At 44.6% G+C, this 24,344-nt stretch carries 22 protein-coding genes; 8 read left to right on the top strand and 14 right to left on the bottom strand.

All coding sequences use genetic code 11. The features are described 5' to 3' along the window. Window position 1 precedes the first annotated feature (1 nt). On the bottom strand, window positions 2-1,186 hold the full coding sequence (locus OQY15_RS04105; RefSeq protein ID WP_265788076.1) for an ankyrin repeat domain-containing protein: 1,185 nt from the start codon (window positions 1,184-1,186) through the stop codon (window positions 2-4). 185 nt (window positions 1,187-1,371) lie between these two features. Here OQY15_RS04105 and OQY15_RS04100 point away from each other — a divergent pair, with 185 nt between their 5' ends. Together OQY15_RS04100 and OQY15_RS04095 are read left to right on the top strand one after the other, a co-directional pair. Continuing rightward, on the top strand, window positions 1,372-2,571 hold the full coding sequence (locus OQY15_RS04100) for a PQQ-dependent sugar dehydrogenase (RefSeq protein WP_265788074.1): 1,200 nt from the start codon (window positions 1,372-1,374) through the stop codon (window positions 2,569-2,571). Between the two features lies 1 nt (window position 2,572). Beyond that, entirely contained in the window at window positions 2,573-3,541 is a 969-nt protein-coding gene (locus OQY15_RS04095; RefSeq protein ID WP_265788072.1) for a gluconolaconase, read from the top strand. 46 nt (window positions 3,542-3,587) lie between these two features. On the opposite strand, the gene OQY15_RS04090 is transcribed toward OQY15_RS04095, so the two are convergent. Next, entirely contained in the window at window positions 3,588-4,391 is an 804-nt protein-coding gene (locus tag OQY15_RS04090; protein WP_265788070.1) for an alpha/beta hydrolase, read from the bottom strand. 246 nt (window positions 4,392-4,637) lie between these two features. Here OQY15_RS04090 and OQY15_RS04085 point away from each other — a divergent pair, with 246 nt between their 5' ends. Beyond that, window positions 4,638-5,486: a DUF2911 domain-containing protein gene (locus tag OQY15_RS04085; protein WP_265788068.1), complete on the top strand. Its 849-nt coding sequence runs from the start codon at window positions 4,638-4,640 to the stop codon at window positions 5,484-5,486. Window positions 5,487-5,494: 8 nt separating this feature from the next. Here the strand turns inward: OQY15_RS04085 and nudK are convergent, their stop codons facing one another. The 4 genes from nudK to OQY15_RS04065 all read right to left on the bottom strand — a co-directional run bounded on the left by nudK (window position 5,495) and on the right by OQY15_RS04065 (window position 8,170). Further along, window positions 5,495-6,097 (bottom strand): GDP-mannose pyrophosphatase NudK, encoded by a 603-nt coding sequence (gene nudK / locus OQY15_RS04080; protein ID WP_265788066.1) that lies wholly within the window; start codon window positions 6,095-6,097, stop codon window positions 5,495-5,497. Continuing rightward, window positions 6,087-6,443 carry a DUF4406 domain-containing protein gene (locus tag OQY15_RS04075; protein ID WP_265788064.1) on the bottom strand — a complete coding sequence of 119 codons (357 nt, stop codon included), beginning with the start codon at window positions 6,441-6,443 and terminating at the stop codon, window positions 6,087-6,089. Before OQY15_RS04075 ends, nudK begins: the two co-directional genes overlap by 11 nt. A 70-nt stretch (window positions 6,444-6,513) precedes the next feature. Beyond that, window positions 6,514-7,086 carry a Crp/Fnr family transcriptional regulator gene (locus tag OQY15_RS04070; RefSeq protein WP_265788062.1) on the bottom strand — a complete coding sequence of 191 codons (573 nt, stop codon included), beginning with the start codon at window positions 7,084-7,086 and terminating at the stop codon, window positions 6,514-6,516. Window positions 7,087-7,090: 4 nt separating this feature from the next. Further along, window positions 7,091-8,170: an endonuclease/exonuclease/phosphatase family protein gene (locus tag OQY15_RS04065; protein ID WP_265788060.1), complete on the bottom strand. Its 1,080-nt coding sequence runs from the start codon at window positions 8,168-8,170 to the stop codon at window positions 7,091-7,093. Between the two features lie 132 nt (window positions 8,171-8,302). Here OQY15_RS04065 and OQY15_RS04060 point away from each other — a divergent pair, with 132 nt between their 5' ends. Beyond that, window positions 8,303-9,691 carry a S41 family peptidase gene (locus tag OQY15_RS04060; protein ID WP_265788058.1) on the top strand — a complete coding sequence of 463 codons (1,389 nt, stop codon included), beginning with the start codon at window positions 8,303-8,305 and terminating at the stop codon, window positions 9,689-9,691. A 34-nt stretch (window positions 9,692-9,725) separates the two neighbouring features. On the opposite strand, the gene OQY15_RS04055 is transcribed toward OQY15_RS04060, so the two are convergent. Next, the gene (locus OQY15_RS04055; protein ID WP_265788056.1) at window positions 9,726-10,448 is read right to left on the bottom strand and encodes a 3-ketoacyl-ACP reductase; all 723 of its coding nucleotides are present in this window, start codon (window positions 10,446-10,448) and stop codon (window positions 9,726-9,728) included. A 63-nt stretch (window positions 10,449-10,511) separates the two neighbouring features. Next, on the bottom strand, window positions 10,512-10,997 hold the full coding sequence (locus tag OQY15_RS04050; RefSeq protein WP_265788054.1) for a hypothetical protein: 486 nt from the start codon (window positions 10,995-10,997) through the stop codon (window positions 10,512-10,514). 153 nt (window positions 10,998-11,150) lie between these two features. Between OQY15_RS04050 and OQY15_RS04045 the strand changes: the two genes are divergently transcribed. After that, window positions 11,151-12,320: a hypothetical protein gene (locus tag OQY15_RS04045; protein ID WP_265788052.1), complete on the top strand. Its 1,170-nt coding sequence runs from the start codon at window positions 11,151-11,153 to the stop codon at window positions 12,318-12,320. Window positions 12,321-12,402: 82 nt separating this feature from the next. Further along, window positions 12,403-12,762, top strand: coding sequence for a hypothetical protein (locus tag OQY15_RS04040; protein ID WP_265788050.1), 360 nt, complete (start codon window positions 12,403-12,405; stop codon window positions 12,760-12,762). A gap of 13 nt (window positions 12,763-12,775) precedes the next feature. On the opposite strand, the gene OQY15_RS04035 is transcribed toward OQY15_RS04040, so the two are convergent. Continuing rightward, the gene (locus OQY15_RS04035; protein ID WP_265788048.1) at window positions 12,776-13,264 is read right to left on the bottom strand and encodes a DUF4385 domain-containing protein; all 489 of its coding nucleotides are present in this window, start codon (window positions 13,262-13,264) and stop codon (window positions 12,776-12,778) included. A 404-nt stretch (window positions 13,265-13,668) separates the two neighbouring features. On the opposite strand from OQY15_RS04035, the gene OQY15_RS04030 reads away from it, so the two are divergent. Then, window positions 13,669-14,178, top strand: coding sequence for a hypothetical protein (locus OQY15_RS04030; RefSeq protein ID WP_265788046.1), 510 nt, complete (start codon window positions 13,669-13,671; stop codon window positions 14,176-14,178). 11 nt (window positions 14,179-14,189) lie between these two features. Here the strand turns inward: OQY15_RS04030 and OQY15_RS04025 are convergent, their stop codons facing one another. From OQY15_RS04025 to OQY15_RS04015, 3 genes are all read right to left on the bottom strand, one after another. Beyond that, a complete protein-coding gene (locus OQY15_RS04025; RefSeq protein ID WP_265788043.1) occupies window positions 14,190-15,386 on the bottom strand; it encodes a GAF domain-containing sensor histidine kinase in 1,197 nt (398 codons plus the stop codon). A 69-nt stretch (window positions 15,387-15,455) separates the two neighbouring features. Further along, the gene (locus OQY15_RS04020) at window positions 15,456-17,516 is read right to left on the bottom strand and encodes a PAS domain S-box protein (RefSeq protein ID WP_265788041.1); all 2,061 of its coding nucleotides are present in this window, start codon (window positions 17,514-17,516) and stop codon (window positions 15,456-15,458) included. A 138-nt stretch (window positions 17,517-17,654) separates the two neighbouring features. Further along, on the bottom strand, window positions 17,655-19,106 hold the full coding sequence (locus OQY15_RS04015) for a PAS domain-containing sensor histidine kinase (protein ID WP_265788039.1): 1,452 nt from the start codon (window positions 19,104-19,106) through the stop codon (window positions 17,655-17,657). A 131-nt stretch (window positions 19,107-19,237) separates the two neighbouring features. Between OQY15_RS04015 and OQY15_RS04010 the strand changes: the two genes are divergently transcribed. After that, window positions 19,238-19,921 (top strand): YetF domain-containing protein, encoded by a 684-nt coding sequence (locus tag OQY15_RS04010; protein ID WP_265788037.1) that lies wholly within the window; start codon window positions 19,238-19,240, stop codon window positions 19,919-19,921. Here OQY15_RS04010 and dnaE read toward each other — a convergent pair whose 3' ends face one another. Both dnaE and dinB read right to left on the bottom strand, forming a co-directional pair. After that, window positions 19,922-23,083, bottom strand: a complete 3,162-nt coding sequence (dnaE, locus tag OQY15_RS04005) for a DNA polymerase III subunit alpha (RefSeq protein ID WP_265788036.1) — start codon at window positions 23,081-23,083, stop codon at window positions 19,922-19,924. It lies immediately after the preceding gene. Window position 23,084: 1 nt separating this feature from the next. Next, window positions 23,085-24,242, bottom strand: a complete 1,158-nt coding sequence (gene dinB / locus OQY15_RS04000; protein ID WP_265788033.1) for a DNA polymerase IV — start codon at window positions 24,240-24,242, stop codon at window positions 23,085-23,087. Between the last annotated feature and the right edge of the window lie 102 nt (window positions 24,243-24,344).

Below are 24,344 nucleotides of genomic sequence, written 5' to 3'. Positions count from 1 at the left end.
TTTATTTGTTTTTAAGCAGTAGTTCTACCGTTTTAGTTTTGAGGTTATCGCTCATTGCCAGGGCGAGCGGCGTTTCATCTTTATTGTTGGTCAGGTTTACATCCGCGCCTTTTTCGATCAGCAATTTTACTTTTCTGTAAGTATCTTTTGCTGCCTCCTGATCAAAATTAATATCAAATCCACACACCTGGTGCAACAGCGAGTTACCATTCTGGTCGGTGCCCGTGATATCCAGCTTCTCCAGCTGCATAATGGTATTGAAAACCGGGAAAGGTTTCTCAGCGGCGATTTCAGCGGGAGTTCTTTCCCTGCCATAAAAAACGGAAGGTGTATACATGTCTGCACCATCTTCGAGCAGTTCCTTTAAAAACAGCAGCTGTGAGTCTTCAGCACGGTTCAGCCTTTTGAGGAATTCAAATAAAAGGGTACTGCCGCTCTTGCTGACGTGTTCAAACTCCGGGCTTTCATATTCTTTTAACTTTTGATACAGCTTGAAGTTTTGCTGATGCACAACTGCGTGATAGAATGCCGTTTCTTCTTCTTTATCCGGGATATTGGCACTGGCTCCGTTCTCCAGCAGGATATCTATCAGATGGGTTTTATTGCGTGAAATCGCGATGATCAGCGGGGTGCTCTTTACAATATCCTGGGCGTTTACATCCAATCCTTCGCTGATCAGCAGGCGGAGATATGCCGCTGCGGTATCAGGCTGAATGCGGTTGTTGGAGGCTACCTGATGTAAAAAGCTCTGCTCAGCATTGTTCAGCCATCCGGTGTCTGAACCCGCACTGATCAACTTTTCAATAATAAAAGGGGCGGCTCCGGCTTCAAGTGCATAAGCCAGAAGCGTCTGACTGTTTACGCTGTCATTGATATTCTCCAGCTCTTCGAGAAATTCATCCAGGAAGGAAAGACTTTTCTCATCGTCCTGTACTTTTGATACTATCTTTTGAAGAATAGTGTTCTCAAAAGTATCATATTCAAAAATATCAGTTTCTATGAGCTTGTGATCAACAAAAAGTAAAATGATATCAAATGCTTTATGTTCAATCAGGTTGTCAAATAATCTGATTCTTTCAAAGGAGCTGAGATCAGCGGGTAGGTTTAATTCATCCTTAAGTAATTCCCTGGCTTCTTCGTAATTGTTGTCTTTTAACGCTTCAAATAAAAGTGATTGTTCCGGCATATTATTAAGTTATATCAAATTGATATCAAAAATTGCGCCTTTTAATTTCTTTGCGTTATAAAAGATTTCCACAAAGGTGGAGTTGAAAGCTGTAACAACCTCAGGGGGTAACAAGAATTGCGTTTAAAGTGGTTCTGTAAAACTTATACTGCTGGTGCATGTTAGCAACACAACCTACAAGATATATGAAAAACAAAAAACTACCTTACCTCGCATTGTCTGCAATGCTCCTCAGTGCAGGAGTGGCAAATGCACAGCGTGGCATTCCTGTAAAGGAGGTGACCACCTACACGAATGTGATCAATTACGCAGATGTGATGGATTACAAACCCGCAATGCTGAAATTGCTGAAGGTCCCGGAGGGATTTGAGGTTTCGGTTGCTGCTTCAGGATTGGGGAAACCCCGGATGCTCTATACGAGTCCCGAAGGCAGAATCTATGTTACCCGCCGTGATGGGGGAGATGTACTGCTTCTCCAGGATCAGGATAATGACGGAAAGTTCGAAAACCTGGTTACCGTGCTGGCTAACTTCAAAGGGGTGCATGGCATCACTATGAAGGACGGCTGGATGTACCTCTGCAATAGTAATGAGGTAAAGCGGTATCCGGTAAAACCTGATGGTACACTGAACACCGATGCCGGGGAGCTGCTGATCAAAGATCTGCCTGCCGGCGGACAGCATCCCAACCGTACAATGGACTTTGGTCCGGATGGGATGTTATATATAAGTGTGGGCTCGCTCTGTAACGACTGTAAGGAAAGTGACAAGGAAACGGCTGTGATGCTACAGGTTGATCCTAAAACCTGGGGTCGTACCGTTTATGCCAGCGGACTGCGCAATACGATTGGGTTCGACTGGCACCCGCAGACCAAAGAGATGTGGGGTATCGATAACGGTGGGGATACCAAGGGTAACGACTGGCCACCTGAAGAAGTAAACCGTATTGTAAAGGGTGGCGATTATGGGTTTCCGTTTGCCTATGGTAAGAGGGAGATCGACAAGAGCCGCGAAGACCCTGCCGGCAATACGAAGGAAGCCGTAGTGAAAGGCACACAGCCTTCGGTATTGGAAATGACCGCCCACATGGCTCCCATAGCTTTTGCGTTTTTTGATGGCGCTGCGAACATCCCCAAAGATTGGTCGGGCGACGGACTTGTGGCATGGCATGGCTCCTGGAACACGGCGAAACCTGTAGGCTACAAGGTGCAGCGTATCCATTTTGAAAATGGAACTGCTGTTAAAGCTGAAGATTTCCTGACGGGCTTTCTTCAGGGAGATTCCCGTTTCGGGAGACCCGCAGGAATAACTATCACCAAAAACGGAACTGTATACATCTCTGATGATGCTGCAGGAAACATTTACGCTGTTAAAAAAACGAAATAAGATGGACGCACAAAGATATATCGCTATTGCCATACTGAGCATAGCTACAATTGCCGCATCAAAACCTGAACCTTCTCCGAGACTCGAATTCGATGCGCCGGGAAGTTATCCCGAGGGAACAGTTTACCATAAGGCCGCCAATGTATACTACGTATCATCTGCCCGTCTTGGCAGCATAGGAAAGGTTACGCCAGGAGGTGCATATTCAGTATTGCATAAAGACAGTACCCTGAAATCTACCTATGGGTTAAAGCTGAGTCCTGATGGTAAACGCCTGTTTGCCTGTGTTTCGGATGCCAACTACAGCAAGTATACCAACCCTGCAACGCGAATGAAAATGGCGCGACTTATCAGTATCGATGTAAAAAGCGGCAAAAGGCTTTCAGACGTGGATTTATCCAAATTGTTACCAGGTAAACACTTTGCGAATGACCTGACTTTCGATAACATGAAAAATGCATACGTTACGGACAGTTTTGCAGGTGCGGTTTACAAAGTTACACCGGATGGTACAGCTTCTGTCTTTGCGAAGGATGAATTATTCAAAACAGAAGGAGTGGGGCTCAACGGTATTGCTTTCCATCCTGACGGATTTCTGATCGTGGATAACAGTGCCAAAGGTCAGCTTTTCAAGATTGATCTGAAGAACCCTAAAGAAGTGAAGAGGATCATGACGGATCAGTTTTTTATAGGAGCGGATGGATTGCTCCTGACGGATAAGAACACCCTCACTATGGTAGTGAACGGCGGGACGGATAAAGTGTTCAAGCTAACAAGCAGTGATAGCTGGTCCACGGCAAAGGTGATTGCATCAACGCAAACGGAAGACAGGTTTACGTATCCTTCTACGGCAACACAAAATGGTAATGATGTGTGGGTAATGAATGCCCAGTTTAGTCAGCTGCTGGACAGTAACGCGGTGCCGGTTAAAACCTTCGCACTGCAAAAGGTGAACTATAAACCTATGTAAGTTGAAAAAGAAAATCCACCTGTTAAAAGTGGATTTTCTTTTTTTATCAGATATTGTTGTTCAGTACATTATCTGCAGCTGGTGTACGCTGCTCGAGGCTCTGGAGCCAGTCGTAAACATATCCGGCTACTTCTTCCCATCCGGGTTCTCCGCAGATATAGTGGCTTCTTTCCGTAAATTCCCTGAAAGCCGTCACGCTATTCGTGTCTGTATAAGCTTCGAAGTTTTTTCTGGTTAAGGTATTAGGGATGATCTCATCCTTATCTCCGGTAATGAACAATAGTGGTACATGAGGAAGTTCAACATCGAGCTGACCGCTTACACCCATACAATCCCTCAACACATTGCGGCTGTCGTGCGTAGCAAATTCTGCAAATGCCTGATTTGAAGCTTCCTCACTCATCGTATTGGCAAAGGATCCGTGGAAACTTTTTTCATCCATATAAAAAGGTTCATTTCCTTTAAATGGATTGGCGATCAGGGCACTGTTCTTGAAAAAGCCCCAGTCGAAATCCAGCATCGCGTTTGGCGCTACAGAATTTATGGCGATACCTGCTGTAACAGTATCCCGGTTGACCAGCAGCTGAACAATCAGTCCCCCTACAGAGTGGCCAACAACAATAGGACGGTCGTGCTGTAAGACGAGGGTTTCAATCTCTGTAACAATATCGTCAAGTTCAAGATCTCCTAGTCCTGCCGGTGGGTTGGCTCTTAGTGCTGCAGGCTCACCACTATGAAGTGGCCATGCCGGCGCAATGCAGTTGTAACCTTTGGAAGCAAAAAAAGCTTCCCATTTTTTCCAGCTCTTTGGATTCTGGAACATTCCGTGTATAAAAATGATGTCTTTCATAAGTAGGATTTTCAGGAATAACACCAGTATTCCCTGTCAGTTTAGATTAAAAAGTGCTTATTCTTATAAGGGGTTGTTTTCTCTTGTTCAAATCATGTATTAAAAATTCTCTGCCGACAGGAGGGCATGGATGTGAACAAATGATGAACTACCTGATTAGTTTCAGGCAGCAGCTGGCGATAGGAGAGAAAGTTTTGGAAGATTAAAAAACATATTTGTACTTTAGTACAACCAAATAAATCTCACGTGAAAACTATCTCCAAAATCGCTCTCTTATCGCTTTTTTGTCTTTATTTAGACAGCACTGCACAAGCACAAAGTGTTAATATCCCGGCAGCAAGTTCAGGACAAACCATCATCCAGGATTTCGGTCTCGGAAAAGTAACGGTTAAATATTCGCGTCCAAATACCAAAGGGCGTCAGGTGTTCGGTAAGATGGAACAATATGGTGCTGTATGGCGCACCGGGGCAAACAGTGCCACCGTCATCAGCTTTACCGAAGATGTAACTTTTGCGGGAAAACCGGTTCCGGCAGGGGAGTACGCTTTGTTTACCATCCCGGAGAAATCAGAATGGACAGTAATTCTGAACAAGAATACAAAACAATGGGGTGCCTATGAATATAAGGAAGCCGACGACTTTTTGCGTGTGAAAGTAAAAGCAGGCAGTACAAAAGATAAAACGGAAACTTTCAATATCAGTTTTACAGACGTTTATCCTGGAAAAGCCTCCTTACAGCTGGCCTGGGAAAATACCGTACTGAAGGTTGATCTGACCACTGAATATGATGCCAAAGTAATGGCAAGCATTGATGCAGCGATGAAGGGGGAGAAGAAGCCCTATTTTCAGGCAGCACAATATTATTTCGAAAACGGTAAAGACCTGAATAAGGCGCTGGAGTGGATGAATGCTGCTGAAGCTGCCGATCCAAAAGGGCCCTGGACCAAACTTTGGAAAGGAAGGATGCAACTTAAAAATGGCGATAAAAAGGGAGCAGCAGAAAGTGCAGCAGCTGGTATACAACTGGCAACGGAAGCTAAAATCCCTGAATATGTGCGCCTGAATTCGGAACTGCTGATTGAGGCAAAGAAATAATCCGGTATTTACCGGATGTTGAGCATCAGGTACTGCAGCAGCATGATTGTTTTTGCGTCTTTGATCTCTCCTGTACGGATCAAATTAAAGGCTTCATCCATACCCATTTCCAGTACCTCGATGTTTTCATGTTCCTCTGCCATGCCGCCCCCTTCACTAACCTTCATCTTCGGGCTGTACTCAGCAATAAAGAAGTGCAGGATTTCTGTTACCGAACCGGGTGACATGTAGGCTTCAAATATTTTCTGCACGCGGCCGACTTTATAGCCTGTTTCTTCTTCAGTTTCTCTTCTGATGCAGTCCTCAGAATTTTCATCATCAAGCAAGCCGGCACAGGCTTCTGTTAGCATGCCTGTTTCATTGCCATTGATAAACGTGGGGAGCCGGAACTGCCTTGTAAGTATAACTGTTCTTAGTTCGGTATTATATAACAATATAGTCGCACCATTTCCCCTGTCATATGCTTCCCTGCTTAAATGTTGAACTGAACCATCTTTGTTTTCAAAGGAATAAGTGATTTTCCGCAAGGTATACCAGTCGTCAGAGAGGATCTCCGTTTTTAAAATACTGACCTTGGAAGGAGTGAGGGAGGTTTCTGGGTTATTCTGCATCTGGAACCTCGTCAATGTTAAAGTAAATCTTCAATCCTCTTTCTTTGCCAATCCGCACATCCTCATCAGCACCTTTGGATGCACCCTCAATGCGCAGGATGGCATCACATTTTTCGAGCAGCCGGTGTGCACAGGGATACTGGATTTCGTTCCAGATGTCGTCGCCCGTAGTTTTAGAGCCTGCGAGATGGATGAGCGGCAGAGCTACCCATTCGCCAATCATGGGTACGTGACCTTTTTTAAACAATGGAACAGCCATGGCTTCGAGCTTGCTCAAATTCTGCTGCATTAAAACCGGATCATCATTTGTGCCACTTCTGTAAGGGCCTGCAATTAGTATCAGCATATCTTTTTTCGTTTTTACAAATAGATGGAAAGATTTTAAGAAAAAAATTAAGGTACCTTAAGACATGGTATTAAATTTCAGGTTTTTTAAGCGTGCTTAAAAATTCGGGCGTGATACCAAGATAAGAGGCAATCTGCTTCTTGGTAACCTGCCTGACGATCTGCGGGTATTTCATCACAAAGCTATGATACCTTTCCTCGGCTGTTAATGATAAGTTTTCCATGACCCTCAGCTGCTCACGGGTGTAGGCATTCTGCATCATGATCCTGAAGAACTTCTCAAACTTTGGAACGGCTTCAAGCAGCTGGTCAAAGTTTGCTCTGCTGAGTTGAAAAATGGTACTCTTCTCAATAGTTTCTATATGCATCATTGCCGGTTTCCTGTTCAGGTAACAGTACATGTCAGTAATCCACCAGTCGGCAATAGCAAACATGATGGTTGATTCCCTGCCCTCTCTGTCAACATAATAAGACCTCAGTGCTCCTGATGACACATAACTCAGGTAGCGGCAATCCTGGTCTGCCTGCAGCACCAGGGTCTTTTTGGGCAGGGTTTTGCAGCTCAGTAATGAATTGAAAAGGGATCTTTCTTCATCGTTAAGGAGGATGTGTTTTGATATGTTTTTGAGAATGCCATCTTCCATTGGATCAGACTAATTTTTCCTTTAAATAGTTATCAGTATGGTCTATACAAACTTCTACCCACATGGGCAGATGGTCAGACATCTGGAAAGTGCGCCAATATGTTTTGTAATAAGTCTGTTTGCCCTTATCATCACGTGCCTTGCCTGATGAACTTTGCAGATATGCAGGTCCCATGGCAGTTGCATATTCAGTTTCATCCGCAGCGGTATCTTTATAAAGAGACTGGAAAAAGTCAAATACCCCTGCCTTACCGGTAGTTTCAAATTTTCCAGGCCTCACCTTAAAGGCGATCTGATCATAAAACTTGTTTTTAATCGCATTTGAGGGGAGCTCCTGCAGGGCCTCTGGAGTAACGAAACCCGCCCTGGTAATTGCTTCGTAAGTATGGTCTTCTTTTTTAAAGATATTAAAATCACCCAGAAGAATCATGTTGTGCGACCAGGCTGTTTTCTCAGCGGCTTTATTCGCGATCATTTTTGCCAGGTCTTCAATTTCTTTAATCCTTTCGGGATCATTGGCAACGGCATCCCCATAAAGGATATGTACGGTAGTCAGCGTAAAGTTTGTCCATCCTGCTCTGAAACCACATAGAAATGGTGTCCTTGCAAGTTGTTTCACAGGCTTGTAGATCGTTTGACCACTTTCCGGATCTTTCTCTTCCAATGGAGGCAATACAAGCTGACCTGCCAGTCCGCCAAACCGCACTTTACGGGTGTCAAACAAAAAGGCAGTACGTTCAGAATTACCTTCACGCCCTTCGGTGACATCCGTGAACATGTACGACCAGTAGGAACCAAGGATTTCCATCACCCTGTTTAATGCACTGAGATCTTCACGCACTTCCTGCAGGGCAATGAGGTCGAATCTGGCAATGATTTCTGCAATGTAGTAATAGGATTCTTCGAGCCTTCCGCCGTATTTGCTGCCGCCAAACTCACGGATGTTCCAGGTGGCCAGCAAAAGATTGCTTTCCATCTGCTTGACAGGGATTTCTGCTGTCAGTTGTGTTCTCAGCGCCTGAAGCCTGCTGATCGTTCGTTGCCCTTCGGGACTTTGAAATTTAAGACTGTGGTAAAAGGGCATGACGATGAAAATCAGAGTGTTTACTTAAGCTCTATTCAAATGAAAATTACAAATCTATTTTTAAACTATCAATAAATGATCATTAAACTATTGGTATGAGAGTCACAGGTATTGTTTATACTTGTGATGCCTATGAAATTACTACCACTCATCGCTCTGCTTACATATTCTACTGCTTCATTTGCACAGGTTTGTGACTGTCAGAAGGAATTTGCTGATGTTAAAGATAAAATCGAACGCAATTATGCGGGATTTAAGGATAAGGTAAATGATCAAACGTTGGCAGGTTATCAAAAGCATACGGAGACAGCACTTGAAAAGTCGAAACCTATCACAAAGCCTGCTTATTGCGTTTCGCTGATCAGCGACTGGTTGAAGTTCTTCAGGGACGGGCATATACAGATAGGCAGGAACAGGATTTCTGCAGAAACAGAAAAGCTGTGGCTGAAAAGAAGAACCGGGGAGCTGGAGCATATCAATGTTTCTGACAAAGAGCTCTCTGCATTGAGAGGTTCAAAGGCTGTAGCTGGTATCTATTTCGATGAAGACTCAACTTCCAGAATCGCTATATTAAAGAATAAAAATAGTTTCCGTGACTATGTGGGCGTGGTCATCTCTTCTGCAAAGGGTAAATGGCTGCCTGGTGAGGTCGTCATGGAACTTAAAGAAGGGCAGGATACCCTGAAGGGGATACTGTATGATAAATATTATATCCCAAACAGTGTATTACTGGACGTCAAAAAAAATGCCTTGGGCGGCTGGAGACGGGAGGGGAGTCCGCGCAGGAATAACATCGTCGTCACTGAAACATCGGTGGATAGCAAGGTATTGTCTGCGAAAACACTCTACCTCAAAATCAGCACCTTCAACCAGGGGAATGCGGCAAACATAGATTCATTGTTTAAAGTCAATGCCGGCCGGCTCGCCGCAATGCCTAATCTGATCCTGGATCTGCGCGGCAATGGAGGTGGTGCCGATTTTTCTTACCGGCCGATTACGCCCTATCTTTATACGGGTACGATGAGGCTGACTGGTGCAGATGTTTGGTCTACGGATGATAATATCGCAGGATGGGCGGCGGTGGCAACCACACCGGGGCTTCCCCCTGACCAAAAAACTTTTATCGGCGAAGTCATTCAGAAGATGTCTGCAAACAAGGGAAAAGCTGTTTCTTTCTCTGAGGACAGGAGTATCACTCGTGATAGCATTGCTGCATACCCCAAAAAGATCATCATCCTGATGAATAAAAACTGTGGCAGCACCACTGAAGAGTTTTTGCTGATGGCAAAACAAAGCAGCAAAGTGACCTTAATGGGTGAACATACGGCGGGGGTGCTGGATTATTCCAATATGAGGGGCGGCGCGTTCAGCTGTATGCCATACATGTTATACTGGGCTACATCAAGGAGCAGGCGGATAGATCAGGGGCTCGCGATTGATAATGTAGGTATCAGGCCTGATCAGCTGATTGCTGAGGGAAAAGATTGGATTGAGGAAGCCCGGAATTTCGCAGAAAAGTGATACCAGAACCGTGGTAGTCCTGGTATCTGAAATTTTATGGGTTTGTTGACCAGAGGCCAATCTCTTTTACAAAAGCTCTTTGTGGCAGTTTCAGGTTGTTGACCACGAGAAAGGCGAGATCTTCAGGTTGCAGTACCTTTTCGGCATTGCCATCAGTAAAATTCGCATTAATGGTCATATCCGTTGCAATTGTACTTGGGTTAAAGGTGGTCACCCTGATGTTCGACTTACGTACTTCCTGCATCAGCGACTCAGTAAGATTAACTACTGCCGCTTTCGAAGCGCCGTAAGCACTCATTTTTGCAGCACCCTTTGCTCCCGCAGTAGAGGCAATATTGATGATATCACCCTGTCCACGCTCCAGTAAGAACGGAAGTACTTCATGCACCATGTAATAGGTACCCAATACATTAACCTGAATAACCTGTTCCCATTCCTCCACCGGAAGTTCCAGGATTCCGCCATGTTTCAGTATTCCTGCATTGTTAATCAGAATATCTACTGTGTTCAATGTTTTTGTAATCGTTTCTACAGCATCCTTTACAGCTATATAACTGCCTACATCGGCCGTAGCGTGTGCCACGTTGATACCAGGATAGAGATTTGTTAACTCAGCATGCAACTGCTCCAGATCAGCAGTTGTACGGCCAATCAATCCCAGGTTTACTCCTTCTGCTGCAAGTGCCAGTGACATTGCTTTGCCTAATCCCTTTCCTGCTCCTGTTATTATTGCTGTTTTTCCTTTTAATGATTGCATCTGTCGTTGATTTGTATGAGGCCCAAAAGTCATCAGAATTAAAATTCAATCCAAGCGATTTGCTTACTGATTTTTCAGCCTTGTGTCAAGAGCTTGTTTTTCCTCCTGTTGTTTCATTAAACGGTAGTTCAGGGTAGCGAATACGGCGAAAACAACATGGGCAGGGATGCGCTGCAGGTAGAACAAATTGTATTTCATAAATGGCGGAATGGGATGTTTTTTGAATGTACCCTTCCAGATGAGTAAACCTAAGAGTCCGCTCATGAGGCCCAGGATGAGTCCATTTTTGATGGTATGTTTGATCTGGCGTGTTTCCCACAGCTCTACATAAACTGCTGCAAATACAATCCCCATAGCGTAGTGGGCACCCCATCCTGCAATAATCGTGGCTCTTTTGGAAAGAAAAGGCGCCAACCTGCCTATCATTGTGCGCAGGTGGTCGGCTTCACTGAAATTTGGTCCTGCGAGCGACATCAATTCGCTTGATATTGTCATGAATGTGGTTCCGGTGATGCCGGAAAGTGCAATTTTGGCGATTTTGCTTGACATAGGTATGAGGGTTTGAAAAATAAACACTCCCGCCCGGAGAATTGTTTACGGTCGCCTATGTTTCCATGAAAACTTGTGCTATCTTAGAGCTGGATTTCTCACAGCTGCCAGGTATATCTTCCTGCGGCCTGTTTTATTCCCTCAAAAATCTTTATGGAATCAGTAATTTGCATTAAACACGTTGCAGAAGCAGCTAATCGTCGTTTTGATCGTGATATCCAGCGTTTTTTACGTCTCTGGGTAAAGGTTCACGATGAATTGACGATTCTGCAGTTTGACCAGACCATGGATCAATATCTTGCAAATGATGCGTTACGTGATTTTTTTCTGCATACGGCACAACCCTTCCAGGTGATTCTGAAGAACCGCTTTATTGCAAAGCACCTGGGCAGGCGTGCAGAGCTGGTGCATTTTGACCCTGTCAGCGGAGATCCATTGCTGGCACGTACTGAGCAGCGAATCTATAACCTGGCCCGCAGAATGGATAGTGAACAGATGCATATCCCTTTCCGGTCGGTTCAACCCAACAAACAGACCGTTGCGGGAGATACTGCGGATATCAATACCTATCCTGAGGGATCAGAGGAAATCCGGTATAACAGCGGCAACCATTTTACCAGCCGACCTGCCAATGAAAACGTAATGGATCAGCATAGTAAACGATGCACGGCAAAGTCGGAGGGAAACCTGCATGTCCTGTTTAAACGCGGTTATCTCGAAGATCGCCTGCAGGATGTCAGGGAGCTGACCAGAATTATGGGTGAAGCTGGTGAAACGCAACTTCAGTTTTTTGTAATCTGCAGCAGGCATTCTCCTAAAGAAGGTCATTTTGGGGTATCTCTGCTGATTATGGATCCTGTCAGGCCGGACTTCCCGCGTCGTGTGATGGTCTGTGATACCCTGCTGAAAGACCTGCCTCATCATCCCCGCTGGTGGAATCATTTTATGGCAGAATATACACAGGTGTTTGGAGAGGCAATTGTAGAAATCATCGAGGATCTCTCTCATCCTTTGCAGAAGGTCAATATCAAAGGTGATGCACCTTATCGTCACGACTGGAACTGTCCGTATTATGCAGCGGCAATGGCCGATTCGCTGGCCGATTTAGTAAAGGCACAGCCTGACTTGATTTTGTCAGGGGAGCTGTCCGAAATTCATCATGGAATGAAAACTGTAATGCCGGATTATTACGGACACGATACCGAACTAAAGGATAGGGTAGGGATCCAAATTACCAATCGAATCAAGCGCTGGATGAGCGGTAGCAGGTTGATCCGGGAACTGGTTACCGAAGCAACTTTCATGGCCCAGCAACAAATGTGATATGATGGTAACAAAGTAATTCGCTCTCTTGCTTTGTTGCCTCTGGCTTCCTATCTTAGGAATACACATAAAAGAAATCTGTATGAAACCATTTAAATTTATTTTTATCTCAGGCATCGCCCTGTGTTTAACTTCCTGTATGGCCTTGTATGGTCCTACTTATTTTGGGTCGGAATTTACACCAACAAACAGTGTAGATATCTTCTATTCTGCCCGGGATGTCAAGCAGCCTTTTAAAGTGATCGGTCACATGAATGCGCCGACCGGAGGCTTACAATCCAGCAGTGAAGAGACCAGAGAGCTGGTGATCAAAAAGGCAAAACAGGTAGGTGCCGATGCTGTAATATTTTCAGAAGTAGAGAGGCAAACCAATCACAAAACTACTGACGATCTTTCTGTAAAAGTTGAGGTGATTCAATATCTAAACAAACCCACTAACTAATCTAAAGTTCTGTCTAACCCAATCGGGTCTTCCATTCTTTTTTCATTTGAGTATATGCAGGATCAGCTTCCGCATCTTTCCATTTTTTGTAAAAGATAGCTGCTGATTCTGCTTTTTTCTGTTCTCCGGTTCCGCGTTCAAGCTCTGCATAATTGTTTTCTTTATCATATTTCTTTCCCCCTTTGTAGTTTGCATATCTTCTTGAACGGGTATATCCCATTTGTAGAAACTTCCTTGCCATATCGGCGCCAACAAAGTTAGAATCTTGAATATAAAGTTTAAATAGGTTATAGATAGTATCACTACTTTTAGTTGCAACCTCTGGATTTTTGAAACGCCAGTGCTGACCGATTTCTGTTTTATAAGGTTCACAAATTAAAACTCCCTGTTCACCTTTTCCTACACGATATTCTTCCGGATATTTCTGGTAATCTATATCTGATTTCCATGGATAACTCTCATTATCAAAATTGATGTATGATGGTTTTTGTTGTTTCGTCATGCTGATTATTATTTCTCCGTTTTTGATAATAAACAAGGTAACTAATGATTTGTTTTGTATCAAAAAAATGAATTGTGATAATGCTTTTGCAGTTGAATGATTCCTGCGAGGGTAGGAGGGGATCAATATAAAAATATCCTTTAAATTTCAATGTAAAGATAATTAATGCATATAAACATACAATGTGTTATTTATGATATAACACTGTAAATCAGTATATATATGAGTATTATATTATATTTTTATTTATTTTAAGTTTAGATCATAATTTTAATATATAAACTTTATGATTCATGTTCTAAACATTATGTATAAAGTGTCTGTGACCTGATGTAAAATAAATTTAAATTACTTCTTTATAATGTGCGAAACATTCCCTATACTTGAACTATAATTAGAGAATAATGGAATCAACAAATAAAGTTTCAGAACTTATAAAGAGTGAAATACTCGCTTTGCAATCTGCAGCTAATGTAAAACAAAATGAACTGGAGTCTGCTTACAAAGAAGCTATGTCGGAAGCTAATAAGATAAGAAAGGAATCTCAGAAGGAAGTAGATAACGATCTAAAGACGATTGAAAATCTAACTGCTGCACTTGCTGCTTTAGGAGTAAAACCAGAAAAGTCAAAAGTTGTAGGAAAGCAACATCCTTTGCTAATTGTGCCTGCAGATTATCATTCTGGTTTGACTATAAATGAAAAGATAGCGTATATATTAGAAGAAGCAGGGAAGGAACTTTCTAAAGAAGAGATTGCAGAGGTGATGGCAGTATATGATGATACTGATCCGGAAAGAGTTGCAAAACAAATTGGGGGTGTCTTATCTTCTTTAAAAAGTAAAGGCCTGTTGTCGGCAAATAAAGACGGTAGAAAGGACTTGTTCACTTTAGTAAAGCAGGAGAGTCAGGAATAGATAAGAGAGAACTAGGAAGCAGATAAGGGAAGGGTAAACCAGAATTCACTGCCATGATTCAATGCGGTATTTACACCTATATCGCCACCATGTTTCTTTACAATTCCCGCGCTGATATATAGCCCAAATCCCAGACTTGAAAATTGTAAACCTGTATGGTCGGCACGGAAATATTCATCGAACAGGCGGGGAACTTTTGCGGGATCAATACCCCTGCCTTTGTCTGTAACAGCAATCTTTGCATAGTCGCCACTCTGTTCAATATGAATTTTTATCACTGGTGATTCTGGTGCATATTTAATGGCATTGCTCACCATATTTGCAACGACCTGTTCTATCCTATTTGCATCGGCATACACCTGAAGATGCAAATCGCCGCTCAGTTTGAGCTCGTATTTTCCCGCTGCACGGATGTCTGTACAACAACCGTTGATCATATCTGCGAGCGTAAAAGTTGTTTTCCTGAGTTCCAGTTTGCCGGCAGTAATACTGTTTACATGCAGCAAATCGGACACCAGTGTATTCAGTTTTTTCAGGCTTTTGTTGGCCTGTGAGATGAGCGTTGGGATCATTGGAGACTCCGGCTTGTCTTTCAGTTTGTCCAGGATCTGAAGAGATCCCTGCAGCGAGGTAATGGGCGTTCTCAGCTCATGGCTGGCAATGCCGATAAAATCATCCTTCTCCTTCATCAGCTGAATATTCGCCAGCCTCAATTCCGTTTGTTCCATGACCACTCTGGCCAGGTCAGCTAAGATATCCTTCTCGTGATTGCTCAAAGTCCGTGGTTTCAGATCAACCAGACACATTGTGCCGATGATTTGTTGCTCCGGACTGATGATTGGCGCAGCTGCGTAGAACCGGAGACCGAATTCACCATGGACATAAGGATTGTTCTCCAAAGCAGGGTCAATCAGCGCATTTTCAATCACCTTCACCCCCGGTTCGGAGATGACAAGTGAACATAAACTAATTTTGCGGTCTACCAGTTTGATGATAGGGTCAATACCAACCTGTTCTTTTACGAACTCCTGGTGTTCCCCTAAAAAAGAAATGTGTGCAATGGGCACCTTGAAAATTGTAGCCGCCAGCTGACAAATCTGCTTAAATCCCGGCTCATCCGGGGAATTAAAGATCATGTACTTGTCCAGTGCTGCCAGGCGTTCATTTTCTCCCTCTGGAATGATATGGATAGGATAGGTGTTCTTCATAGGTGTTGTAAAGCAAATATATTATTAAATTACATTTTTACAACTTGAAGTATGCTATTCGTTTTTCCTTTACTTTTCTGTGAATAAGGGCAAATTAAAGTTGAAGGTTGACCCTTCACCAAACTCACTTTCAGCCCAGATTTTTCCATTGTGGCGGTGAATAATCTCTGCACAAAGGTACAAACCAATACCGAAACCAGAGATCGAAAACATATGACCACCTTCCACCCGGTAGTACCGGTCAAAGATTTTTGTGATGTCTTCAGTTTTGATACCCATACCTTGATCCTTCACACTAATATGTGCAGTGCCATTCACTGTCACACAGGCAATATTAATGGTGCTTCCCTGTGGAGAGTATTTTACTGCATTGCTGATCAGGTTATGGATGACTTGTCCAATTTTATCCCAGTCGGCATTCACCTGCGTAGGTTCCACCGGTGCGTAAATGATCGTATGACTGGCAATTGTTGCCAATGACTCAGCTTCAGATTCTCTGATGAGTTCTGCGAGGTCAAAAATTTCATGATCGATATGAATTTTACCTGATTCCAGACGAGAGATATTCAGAAAACCGTTGATCATACTGGTCATTTTAATGACCTGCGTATTAGCTTTTTCAAGGATTCCCGTGGCAAAGCCCTCTTCCTGTTTTCTCATTTTGCCCAGCACCAGCTGGATATACCCTTTCATGGAAGTAAGTGGTGTTTTCAATTCGTGGCTGACCATACCGATGAAGTCATTTTTACGGATTTCATCCAGTTTTTTCTCTGTGATTTCATGGAGGATACCGGTGAAGTAATCTTTGCCTTCGCTGTGCTGCATTTCACCAATACCACGTACCCATCGTAATTTGCCATCATGGAGCCCGATGATGGGATATTCCATATCAAATCGGGTACCTTTTGAAAAAGTAGATTCGGCCATATCTACAGCCTCTTGTCTGAAATCGTCATGTATCTGGTTGAGTGCGATTTCATAAGTCATTTCCTCGTCGGCATTAATGCCGTAGAACTCTTTAAACTGAGGTGAGACTACGATAGTACGCTCATTCGGATTGATGTAGAATGTTCCCAGTCCCGCGGCTTCAACAGCCATACGCAGATTCTCTTCGGCACGTTTAATTTCAGAAGCAGCAAATTGTTGTTCCACAAGACCTTTTTCAACCTTTTCCTGTGCAATTACCAGTTCACGGTTTACAAATGCCACTTCTTCATTGATCGCAATCAGTTCCTCGTTGGAGGCAGCTTGTTCCTCATTGGTTGCCGCCAGTTCTTCGTTAATAGCCTGCATGTCTTCAGAGGCCTTTGCCAGCGTTTGTTCCCACTGTTTACGCTCTGTTACATCACGTGTGGTTCCTGCTACTGCTTCAACCTCACCTTGCTCGTCAAAAACAGGAATTAGGATATAGTCGTAGACTCTCACGCCAAGGGTAGCATGGGGGAAAGAAACCTCACCCCGGATGGGCTTTTTGGTAGCCCTTACTGTATCGATCTCCCGCTCATGCATTTCGGCATGCCAGGGTTCATAGCCGTTTTCCAGTAAACCTTTGCCAATGGCAGTATCCCATGTTTTGCCCCACATGGTGAGCAATGCTTCATTGGCATAGGTGAAAATGTAGTTCAGGTCGAACACATACATAAGGTCAGGTGTGCCTGAGGTAATCGTTTCATACACCCTTTTTTGCTGTTCTGCACGGATTGTAGTTTCTTTCAGCGCCTGTTCGGCTTTTTTGTGTTCAGTAATATCACTCGCTGCACCGAACCATTCAAGGATTTCACCATTGTCATCCAGGATAGGTACGGCCCTTGAAAACGTCCAACCTGCGGATCCATCGGCTCTGAGTACCTGATGTTCCAGCTCGAAAATGGTCTTATTCTTTAACGCCCTGGCAACAGCTGCTTTCACCTTTGCCTTGTCTTCAGGATGAACATGCGTGTCGATCCAGTCTACCCTTGGCCCGGAGGCATCCTTTAAGAATCCTCGTCCGTCAAGTTCGTGCATCACACGCCAGTCTGCGCTAAGGCTATAAATCACATCTGAGGTAGCATTTACCAATGCTCTGAAGCGGGCTTCAACTGAAATATTTTCGGATGGATCTGATGAAGGGGTTTTTGAGTTACTGGTCATAATTGGTGAAATCGCAGGGCAATTGTCAGAAAATTAACTAATATAAAATGATTGGATTTGATATCAAACTGTACAAACAAAATATTTCTGTTAAATGTTCTGTAGCTTGTAAATCTAAGTTGTTTGAGCTGCTTTATCTTACTCAGCTTTTGGGATGGATATCATGTAAGTGACGCCCTGTCCGGGTTCACTATCGATATTCACGGATCCGTTTAAAGCTTCGATATAGCCTTTCACGAGGAATAGTCCCAGGCCTTTGCCCTTGCTGCCGGGATGGAAGCGCTGATAGGGCTTGAATACATCGCTGCGGTAACGTACCATATCAATCCCGCATCCGTTATCATTGTAGGTAATGTAGACTGAGTTGTCGGTTTGCAACAAGTGGATGCTGATCACCGGAGGCCTGTCGAGCAGGAAAGTGATAGAATTGGAGATCAGGTTATGCAGGATACTGTGAATGTATGCTTTATTTGAGCGCAGGGTGAATGGGCCGCCTGAGATAGTCAGATGCGCGTCGCATTGCAGGATCTTTTCCGAAAACTCCTTACAGATGAGATCTATGACATCCCGGATGTCAAATTTTTCCATTTGCAGATCAACCGACCTGTTTTTAGCACTCAGAATTTTACTTAAGTCGATGATCACGTCATCAAGATTCGCGATAGAGCTGTTAAGATTAGTCAGGTATTGCTGAAGATGTTCCGGCGTATCCGGTTCAATTTGCATGAGACTGGCAATCCCCTTAATATTTGCCACTGGAGAACGCAGGTTATGAGAAATGATATAGCCAAACTCATGAAGTTCACGGTTTCTTTTAAAAAGATCTTCCGTGATTTGTTTCATCTCGTTGAGTCCTTTTTTTCTTTCGCTGATATCGTGCATAGCACCCACCATCCTGATAGCCTTGCCCTTTTCATCACGGATTACAAATCCTCTGTCTACCACATCGGCGTAATTTCCATCGGCTTTGCGGTACCGGTATTCTTCTTTCCAGTTGGTTTCCTTGCCTCCACATGCAGTTTTAATAGATTGGAGGACATATTTGGCATCTTCGGGATGGATAAATCTCGTCCATGAATCAGCCCCCTGGGGCAAATCCGAAATTTTGTGCCCGAAAATAGTTTCAAGTCCTTCTCCCCAGTAGATCGTGCGATCCACCAGGTTCCAGTCCCAGATAGCGTCAGAGGTTGCCTTTGTCACGTACTGGTACCTTTTGTTGGATTCTTCGAGAGAGCTCCTCATCGCCTCTGTCTGGGCGGTAATATTCCCATTCCGGGCAATGCAATACATCAGCTGATCTTCATCATCCCAGTGTACACTCCAAAAAAGCGGGACAATGGTGCCATTTTTATGAAGATGACGTAGCTGTATTTGTGTATTGGGCTGGCTGGACATCAGCAACTCCACTACCTCCTCTGCAACTTCAAAGTCGGAAGGTGACAGGAACTCTTTGTAGGACTTACCGCACATTTCTGCCGGAAGGTACCCCAGAATAGCATAGGACGCATCACTAACCTCCACATACCTGTCGTGGGCATCAACCGTGCAAATCAGATCGCCCGATAGTTTCAATAGCTTGTTCAGGTCCATTTTTGAGAGATTAGCGTCATACGCTGCAGGGGATATACAGCGTAAGGTGTGTATTGCAAAAATCAGACCCAGCACACCACAGGTTGTATGGTATGAAAATTGATTTGTTTAAAGCTATTTAAACGCATCAAATGGAAGTTGACTGGAACAATGTATTTATGAAAGGCCTGGACTTGTCGCTGCTGATAGAAATCAGCGTGAGGACTTCCATCATGTTCTTTTTTGTGATAGTTTTTCTTCGTTCCACTGGGAAAAAGGGGGTGAGGCAGCTCAGTATTTTTGAAGTGGCCATCATCATTGCACTCGGATCTGCTGCGGGCGATCCGATGCTGAACAGCGAATCTGCCATTCTGCCCTCCCTGCTGGTTTTTGCATTGATCCTTCTGATTTACAGGATTTTCACCTATCTGGCGTCGCGGAATGAGAAGATTGAGAGCTTGCTGGAAGGAGATCCGATGTATATCATTGAAGATGGAAAGTTTGTACTTGAGCAGGATGGGGATTCCAATTTTGCAAGGGATGAGTTTTTCGCAGAGATGAGGGCGCAAAGTATTGAACATGTGGGACAAGTAAGAACAGGTGTACTGGAATCAAATGGGCAGATCAGCTTTCTGTATTATGCTCAGGACGAAGTAAAAAAGGGATTGCCGGTTTTCCCGAAACCTTACGGCAAAAAGTCAACTACCATACCTGTTCCCGGAGATTATGCTTGTACCCATTGCGCTGAAGTTCATTATCTTGGGGCCGGACAGGATTGTCCCCGCTGCGGAGAAAAGGAATGGGTCCCCGCGATAAGCACAGTTCGCACCGTCTGATTATTTCATTTTCTGTCGTGGCAGATTGATGTCCTGAGCCTGTGGATAGGGCGCCCTGTTCGTCATGCTCACATCTTCCTTCATATTCTGCTGTGTTCTGTACTGCCTTTTTTCATCTGCGCTCGAAAATCTTGGATCCGGAATAAAAGGCATTTTCGCCATCTTTATAATGGTGACAGTAGGGAAGTGGTAGTCCACCTCTACATTTCCGAGCAGGAGATAACATCCACCACCCTGAAAAGGGTATTGCTTTAAGCTATTGGTAAAATGCGCAGTATCAAACATCTCCCCCTCAGCATCGATCCAGGTTCCAAAATACATTTCGCCCATCTTGGTAGGCACGTGTTTACGGGAGATCAGGTAAGCGATCATCTTGACCTGCTTTTTATGGTGTCTGGCGAGGTCTTTGGCCATCACATCACCACGGAATTTGGTTTGCAGCAGATCAAAGGGCGTGCAGGATACCGGGAAGCTCAGCAGTTCTATCTCATCAAATGCATCTTCAAATATGGAACGCTCCAGTACCGGCAGCTGGTAATCTTTCACAGGTTCGCGGATCAGCAACAATCCCCGGTTTTCGGGCTTAAAGTTCATCAGAATTAGTCTTGCGATCACCAGTAGCTGGTTTTTTGTTTTTCCCGTAAACCTGAAGGCACCAATGAAAATCAGGATCTGTACCCCCTCAATGCCTATGGGAACACGGTTAATGAAATCTTCAAGAGAGAGGTAGAGTCCATTACGCTCCCGTTCCCCGATGATTTCTTCCGCAACTTTCAGATGGAGGCCATCCAGGTGCATAAAACCCAGGAAAACTTCAATCCCGTAGACTGTGGTTTCATACTCGCTTTTGTTCACGCAAGGGTTCAGTACGCGGGCGCCACACATCCGGGCTTCATGAATATAAACTTCCGTCCGGTAAAATCCCCCCTGATTGTTGATTACCGCCACCATGAACTCAATGGGGTAGTTTACCTTCAGGTAGAGGCTTTGATAACTTTCCACCGCGTAGGATGCCGAATGTGCTTTACAGAAAGAATATCCTGCAAAAGATTCTATCTGGCGGTAGATCTCTTCGCTCAGTTTCTGGGGGTGGCCCTGCTGTGCACAGAGGTTGAAGAAATTGTCTTTTACCTTTTGCAGTGCAGCCTTAGACCTGCCTTTGCCACTCATCGCCCTGCGTAAAATATCACCATCTGCGGCAGGTAGCCCCCCATAGTGCAGGGCAATCTTGATCACATCTTCCTGGTACACCATGATGCCATAGGTTTCGCCCAGCTGCTCCTCAAACACCGGGTGGAAGTATTCAAACTGGTCGGGGTAGTTATGTCTGAAGATATACTCTTTCATCATCCCGCTTTGCGCCACCCCGGGGCGGATGATTGAAGAGGCGGCAACCAGCACCTTGTAGTCGTTGCATTTGAGGCGGCGCAGCAATCCCCGCATCGCCGGACTCTCAATATAGAAGCAGCCAATTGTTTTCCCTCTTTCAAGGTAAGTGTTGCATACGGCTTCATTGAGAGAGATCTTATTATCCCGGATATCTACCCGGACACCCTGATTTTTGTATATCAGTTTTACACTGTCGTCAATGTGCCCTATGCCGCGCTGGCTCAGGATATCAAACTTCTCAAAACCTATTTCTTCGGCCACATGCATATCGAACTGAACGATGGGGAAGCCCTTTGGTGGCATTTCCAGTGTGCTGTAGTTAGTGATCGGTTCTTCAGAAATGAGAATTCCGCAGGAATGCATGCTGCGCTGATTGGGATATTTTTCCAGCATCTCCCCGTATTTATGTACCTGTGCCACGATAGAAGTTTTGTCGTGCAGGTGCCTCGGATTAATTGCCAGCGCATCCAGCTCCGCTTTCGGAAGACCAAAAACCTTGCCCACCTCTCTTAAGATCGATCGGTATTTGAACTCCACATTTGTACCGCAGAAAGCCACATGCTCGCGCCCGTATCGGTTGAATATATATTCCAGGATGATATCCCGTTCCTTCCAGCTCCAGTCGATATCGAAGTCGGGCGGACTCTTACGGTTCAGGTTCAGGAATCGCTCAAAGTACAGGTCCAGTTCCAGGGGGCAGATGGCTGTGATTCCCAGACAGTAGCTCACGATACTGTTTGCCCCGCTTCCCCGGCCGATATGCATAAAACCTACGCTGTTGCTGTACCTGATGATGTCCCAGTTGATCAGAAAGTACCCGCTAAAGCCCAGGTCGTCTATCACCTTCAGCTCTTTTTCTACCCGGGCTTTTGCTTCGGGATTTTTACCATATTTATCATGCAGACCCTGATAGGCGAGGCCAGTCAGTAAACGCATGTCACTCTGCTTGTCCTTCGTATAGAACCTAGGGTTTTTTGGCGTTTTAAAATCAAAGTCGTAATTACAGCCTTCGATCAGCTGTTCCGTATTGGCGATGATCCGGGGGTACTCTGCATAGTGTTCAAGCAGGAGTGCCGGCGGCTGCAAAAACTCAGTAGTTTTACAGTAATCCTCCTCTGTTAAGCGCGAGAGGATCACGTTTTTATCGATAGCCCTTAAAACTTTGTGCAGGTTAAACTCTTTTTTGGTACGGAAAGTAACGGGCTGCAGCATGACCATCCTATCCTGCCGTGAAGACCATTTTTCATGGTACATCAGCAGCAGCTGCTCTGGTCTGATACCGATGTATTCATTTGATCTGAGTTCATCAGGCACGTTTTCAACCGGATAGATCACTGTGACATGGTTGAATTCCGGCGCGCTGAAGGGCAGGGCTGTACCATCAAAATTATGGCCGGTAAGGAAATGGTTCATCTCTGCGATCCCGGCCTGGTTTTTCGCAAGGCCGAGATAGCGGAGCTGATGTTCGCAGCGGAACTCCATGCCTACCATGGGTTTGATCTTAGAAGCTATCTCCAGTCGGCGGAGTGCCTGTTTTTCCTCTTCGCTGAATACTTTATCATTAAAAGCACCTTTTTCCTTCGCTTTCAGATAATCTTTGTATTCCTTTTTCATATCCTTCCAGGCTTTGAAGAATTCATAGATGCCGGTGACAGTATTGATATCGGTTAAAGCCAGTGCGCCTACCTGGCTCTCGATTGCCTGTTCTATCAGATCGTTGAGTGGAATAGTGCCGTAACGCAGGCTGTGGAAGGAGTGACAGTTCAGGTACATGCTATTTCGTTTTAGGTTTTGTATCCAGCGCGGCACAGCGCATCACTGCGTTAGTACCAAATCTGTTTTTCATTTTGTCCATAGCCTGGTAGAGGGACATCATTTCTACTGTATCTTCAAAGATGTTGATCTGGTAAGTTCCCCGTACGAGTCCGCTGAGCTGAATACCCACCATCCGGAGCCGCATACGGCGCTGGTAGAGTTTCTCAAAAAGCTCCATCACCACTTTTGTGAGCGTATGATCGGCCGAAGTATAGGCCACGCGGGATTGTTTGGTCTCGGTATCAAAATTGGCGTACCTGATTTTTACCGTTACTGTAGAAGTCAGCCATTGCTCTGAGCGCAGCTGGAAGGCCAGCTTTTCCACCATGCCCATCATCAGGGATTTCAGCTTCGGAATATCTATGGTATCCTGATCAAAGGTATTTTCTGTGGAGATCGACTTCCGTTCTCTGTAAGGTTCCACAGGGTTATTGTCTATGCCCTGTGCCTTTTTCCAAAGTTCCAGCCCATTTTTACCGATCATCTGCTGTAGCACTTCTGCCGGCATCTCGGAGAGTGTCTGTATGTTCCTGATGCCGATTCGCGAAAGAAGGTTAAAGGTTACTTCGCCCAGCATAGGGATCTTGCGGATGGAAAGAGGGTTGAGGAAGCCGCGCACCATGGGTTCAGAGATCTGGAGATTACCACTGGGTTTACCTTCGCCGGTAGCGATTTTTGATACAGTTTTGTTGACCGAGAGGGCAAAACTCATGGGGAGCCCTGTTTCTTTGGTAATAGTTTTGGAGAGTTCGTCTGTCCAGGAGTAGGCGCCATAAAACTTGTCCATGCCCGTGATGTCGAGGTAAAATTCGTCGATGCTTGCCTTTTCCATTAGCGGCGCATTGGCTTCAATGACGCTGGTTACGTCATGGGATAAGTTGGAGTAGCGGTCCATGTCTCCCTTGATCACCTTTGCCTGGGGGCATAACAGCAGGGCCATTTTCATGGGCATCGCGGCCCTTACACCAAAATACCGCGCTTCATAGGAACATGAAGCGACTACACCGCGGTCGCCACCACCAATAATCAGGGGGATACCACTTAATCTGGAATCTGAAAGTCTCTCACAGGATACAAAGAATGTATCCAGGTCCATATGCACAATTGCCCTCTCCATAAATAGGTAAATAAATAGCTTGACAAAATTACTATTATTATTAGCATTTAAATCAATTTATGTACTATAAATATTAGCAATACTTCTGTGTGCTCAGAAAAA

The sequence above is a fragment of the Pedobacter sp. MC2016-15 genome, assembly GCF_026239695.1.
In the GTDB taxonomy this organism is placed as follows: domain Bacteria; phylum Bacteroidota; class Bacteroidia; order Sphingobacteriales; family Sphingobacteriaceae; genus Pedobacter.
Note: the sequence above shows the minus strand (reverse complement) of the source record. Positions and strands in the feature narration are given on the sequence as shown.

What these genes read in the sequence shown, in the direction of transcription:
- OQY15_RS04030 (WP_265788046.1), top strand. Translation starts at nt 13,669, where the DNA reads ATGGAATCAACAAATAAAGTTTCAGAACTTATAAAGAGTGAAATACTC.
- dinB (WP_265788033.1), bottom strand. Translation starts at nt 24,242, where the DNA reads ATGGAGAGGGCAATTGTGCATATGGACCTGGATACATTCTTTGTATCC.
- OQY15_RS04090 (WP_265788070.1), bottom strand. Translation starts at nt 4,391, where the DNA reads ATGAAAGACATCATTTTTATACACGGAATGTTCCAGAATCCAAAGAGC.
- OQY15_RS04105 (WP_265788076.1), bottom strand. Translation starts at nt 1,186, where the DNA reads ATGCCGGAACAATCACTTTTATTTGAAGCGTTAAAAGACAACAATTAC.
- OQY15_RS04020 (WP_265788041.1), bottom strand. Translation starts at nt 17,516, where the DNA reads ATGACCAGTAACTCAAAAACCCCTTCATCAGATCCATCCGAAAATATT.
- OQY15_RS04055 (WP_265788056.1), bottom strand. Translation starts at nt 10,448, where the DNA reads ATGCAATCATTAAAAGGAAAAACAGCAATAATAACAGGAGCAGGAAAG.
- dnaE (WP_265788036.1), bottom strand. Translation starts at nt 23,083, where the DNA reads ATGTACCTGAACTGTCACTCCTTCCACAGCCTGCGTTACGGCACTATT.
- OQY15_RS04045 (WP_265788052.1), top strand. Translation starts at nt 11,151, where the DNA reads ATGGAATCAGTAATTTGCATTAAACACGTTGCAGAAGCAGCTAATCGT.
- OQY15_RS04025 (WP_265788043.1), bottom strand. Translation starts at nt 15,386, where the DNA reads ATGAAGAACACCTATCCTATCCATATCATTCCAGAGGGAGAAAATGAA.
- OQY15_RS04040 (WP_265788050.1), top strand. Translation starts at nt 12,403, where the DNA reads ATGAAACCATTTAAATTTATTTTTATCTCAGGCATCGCCCTGTGTTTA.
- OQY15_RS04075 (WP_265788064.1), bottom strand. Translation starts at nt 6,443, where the DNA reads ATGCTGATACTAATTGCAGGCCCTTACAGAAGTGGCACAAATGATGAT.
- OQY15_RS04035 (WP_265788048.1), bottom strand. Translation starts at nt 13,264, where the DNA reads ATGACGAAACAACAAAAACCATCATACATCAATTTTGATAATGAGAGT.
- OQY15_RS04065 (WP_265788060.1), bottom strand. Translation starts at nt 8,170, where the DNA reads ATGCCCTTTTACCACAGTCTTAAATTTCAAAGTCCCGAAGGGCAACGA.
- OQY15_RS04015 (WP_265788039.1), bottom strand. Translation starts at nt 19,106, where the DNA reads ATGGACCTGAACAAGCTATTGAAACTATCGGGCGATCTGATTTGCACG.
- OQY15_RS04010 (WP_265788037.1), top strand. Translation starts at nt 19,238, where the DNA reads ATGGAAGTTGACTGGAACAATGTATTTATGAAAGGCCTGGACTTGTCG.
- nudK (WP_265788066.1), bottom strand. Translation starts at nt 6,097, where the DNA reads ATGCAGAATAACCCAGAAACCTCCCTCACTCCTTCCAAGGTCAGTATT.
- OQY15_RS04100 (WP_265788074.1), top strand. Translation starts at nt 1,372, where the DNA reads ATGAAAAACAAAAAACTACCTTACCTCGCATTGTCTGCAATGCTCCTC.
- OQY15_RS04095 (WP_265788072.1), top strand. Translation starts at nt 2,573, where the DNA reads ATGGACGCACAAAGATATATCGCTATTGCCATACTGAGCATAGCTACA.
- OQY15_RS04050 (WP_265788054.1), bottom strand. Translation starts at nt 10,997, where the DNA reads ATGTCAAGCAAAATCGCCAAAATTGCACTTTCCGGCATCACCGGAACC.
- OQY15_RS04070 (WP_265788062.1), bottom strand. Translation starts at nt 7,086, where the DNA reads ATGGAAGATGGCATTCTCAAAAACATATCAAAACACATCCTCCTTAAC.
- OQY15_RS04060 (WP_265788058.1), top strand. Translation starts at nt 8,303, where the DNA reads ATGAAATTACTACCACTCATCGCTCTGCTTACATATTCTACTGCTTCA.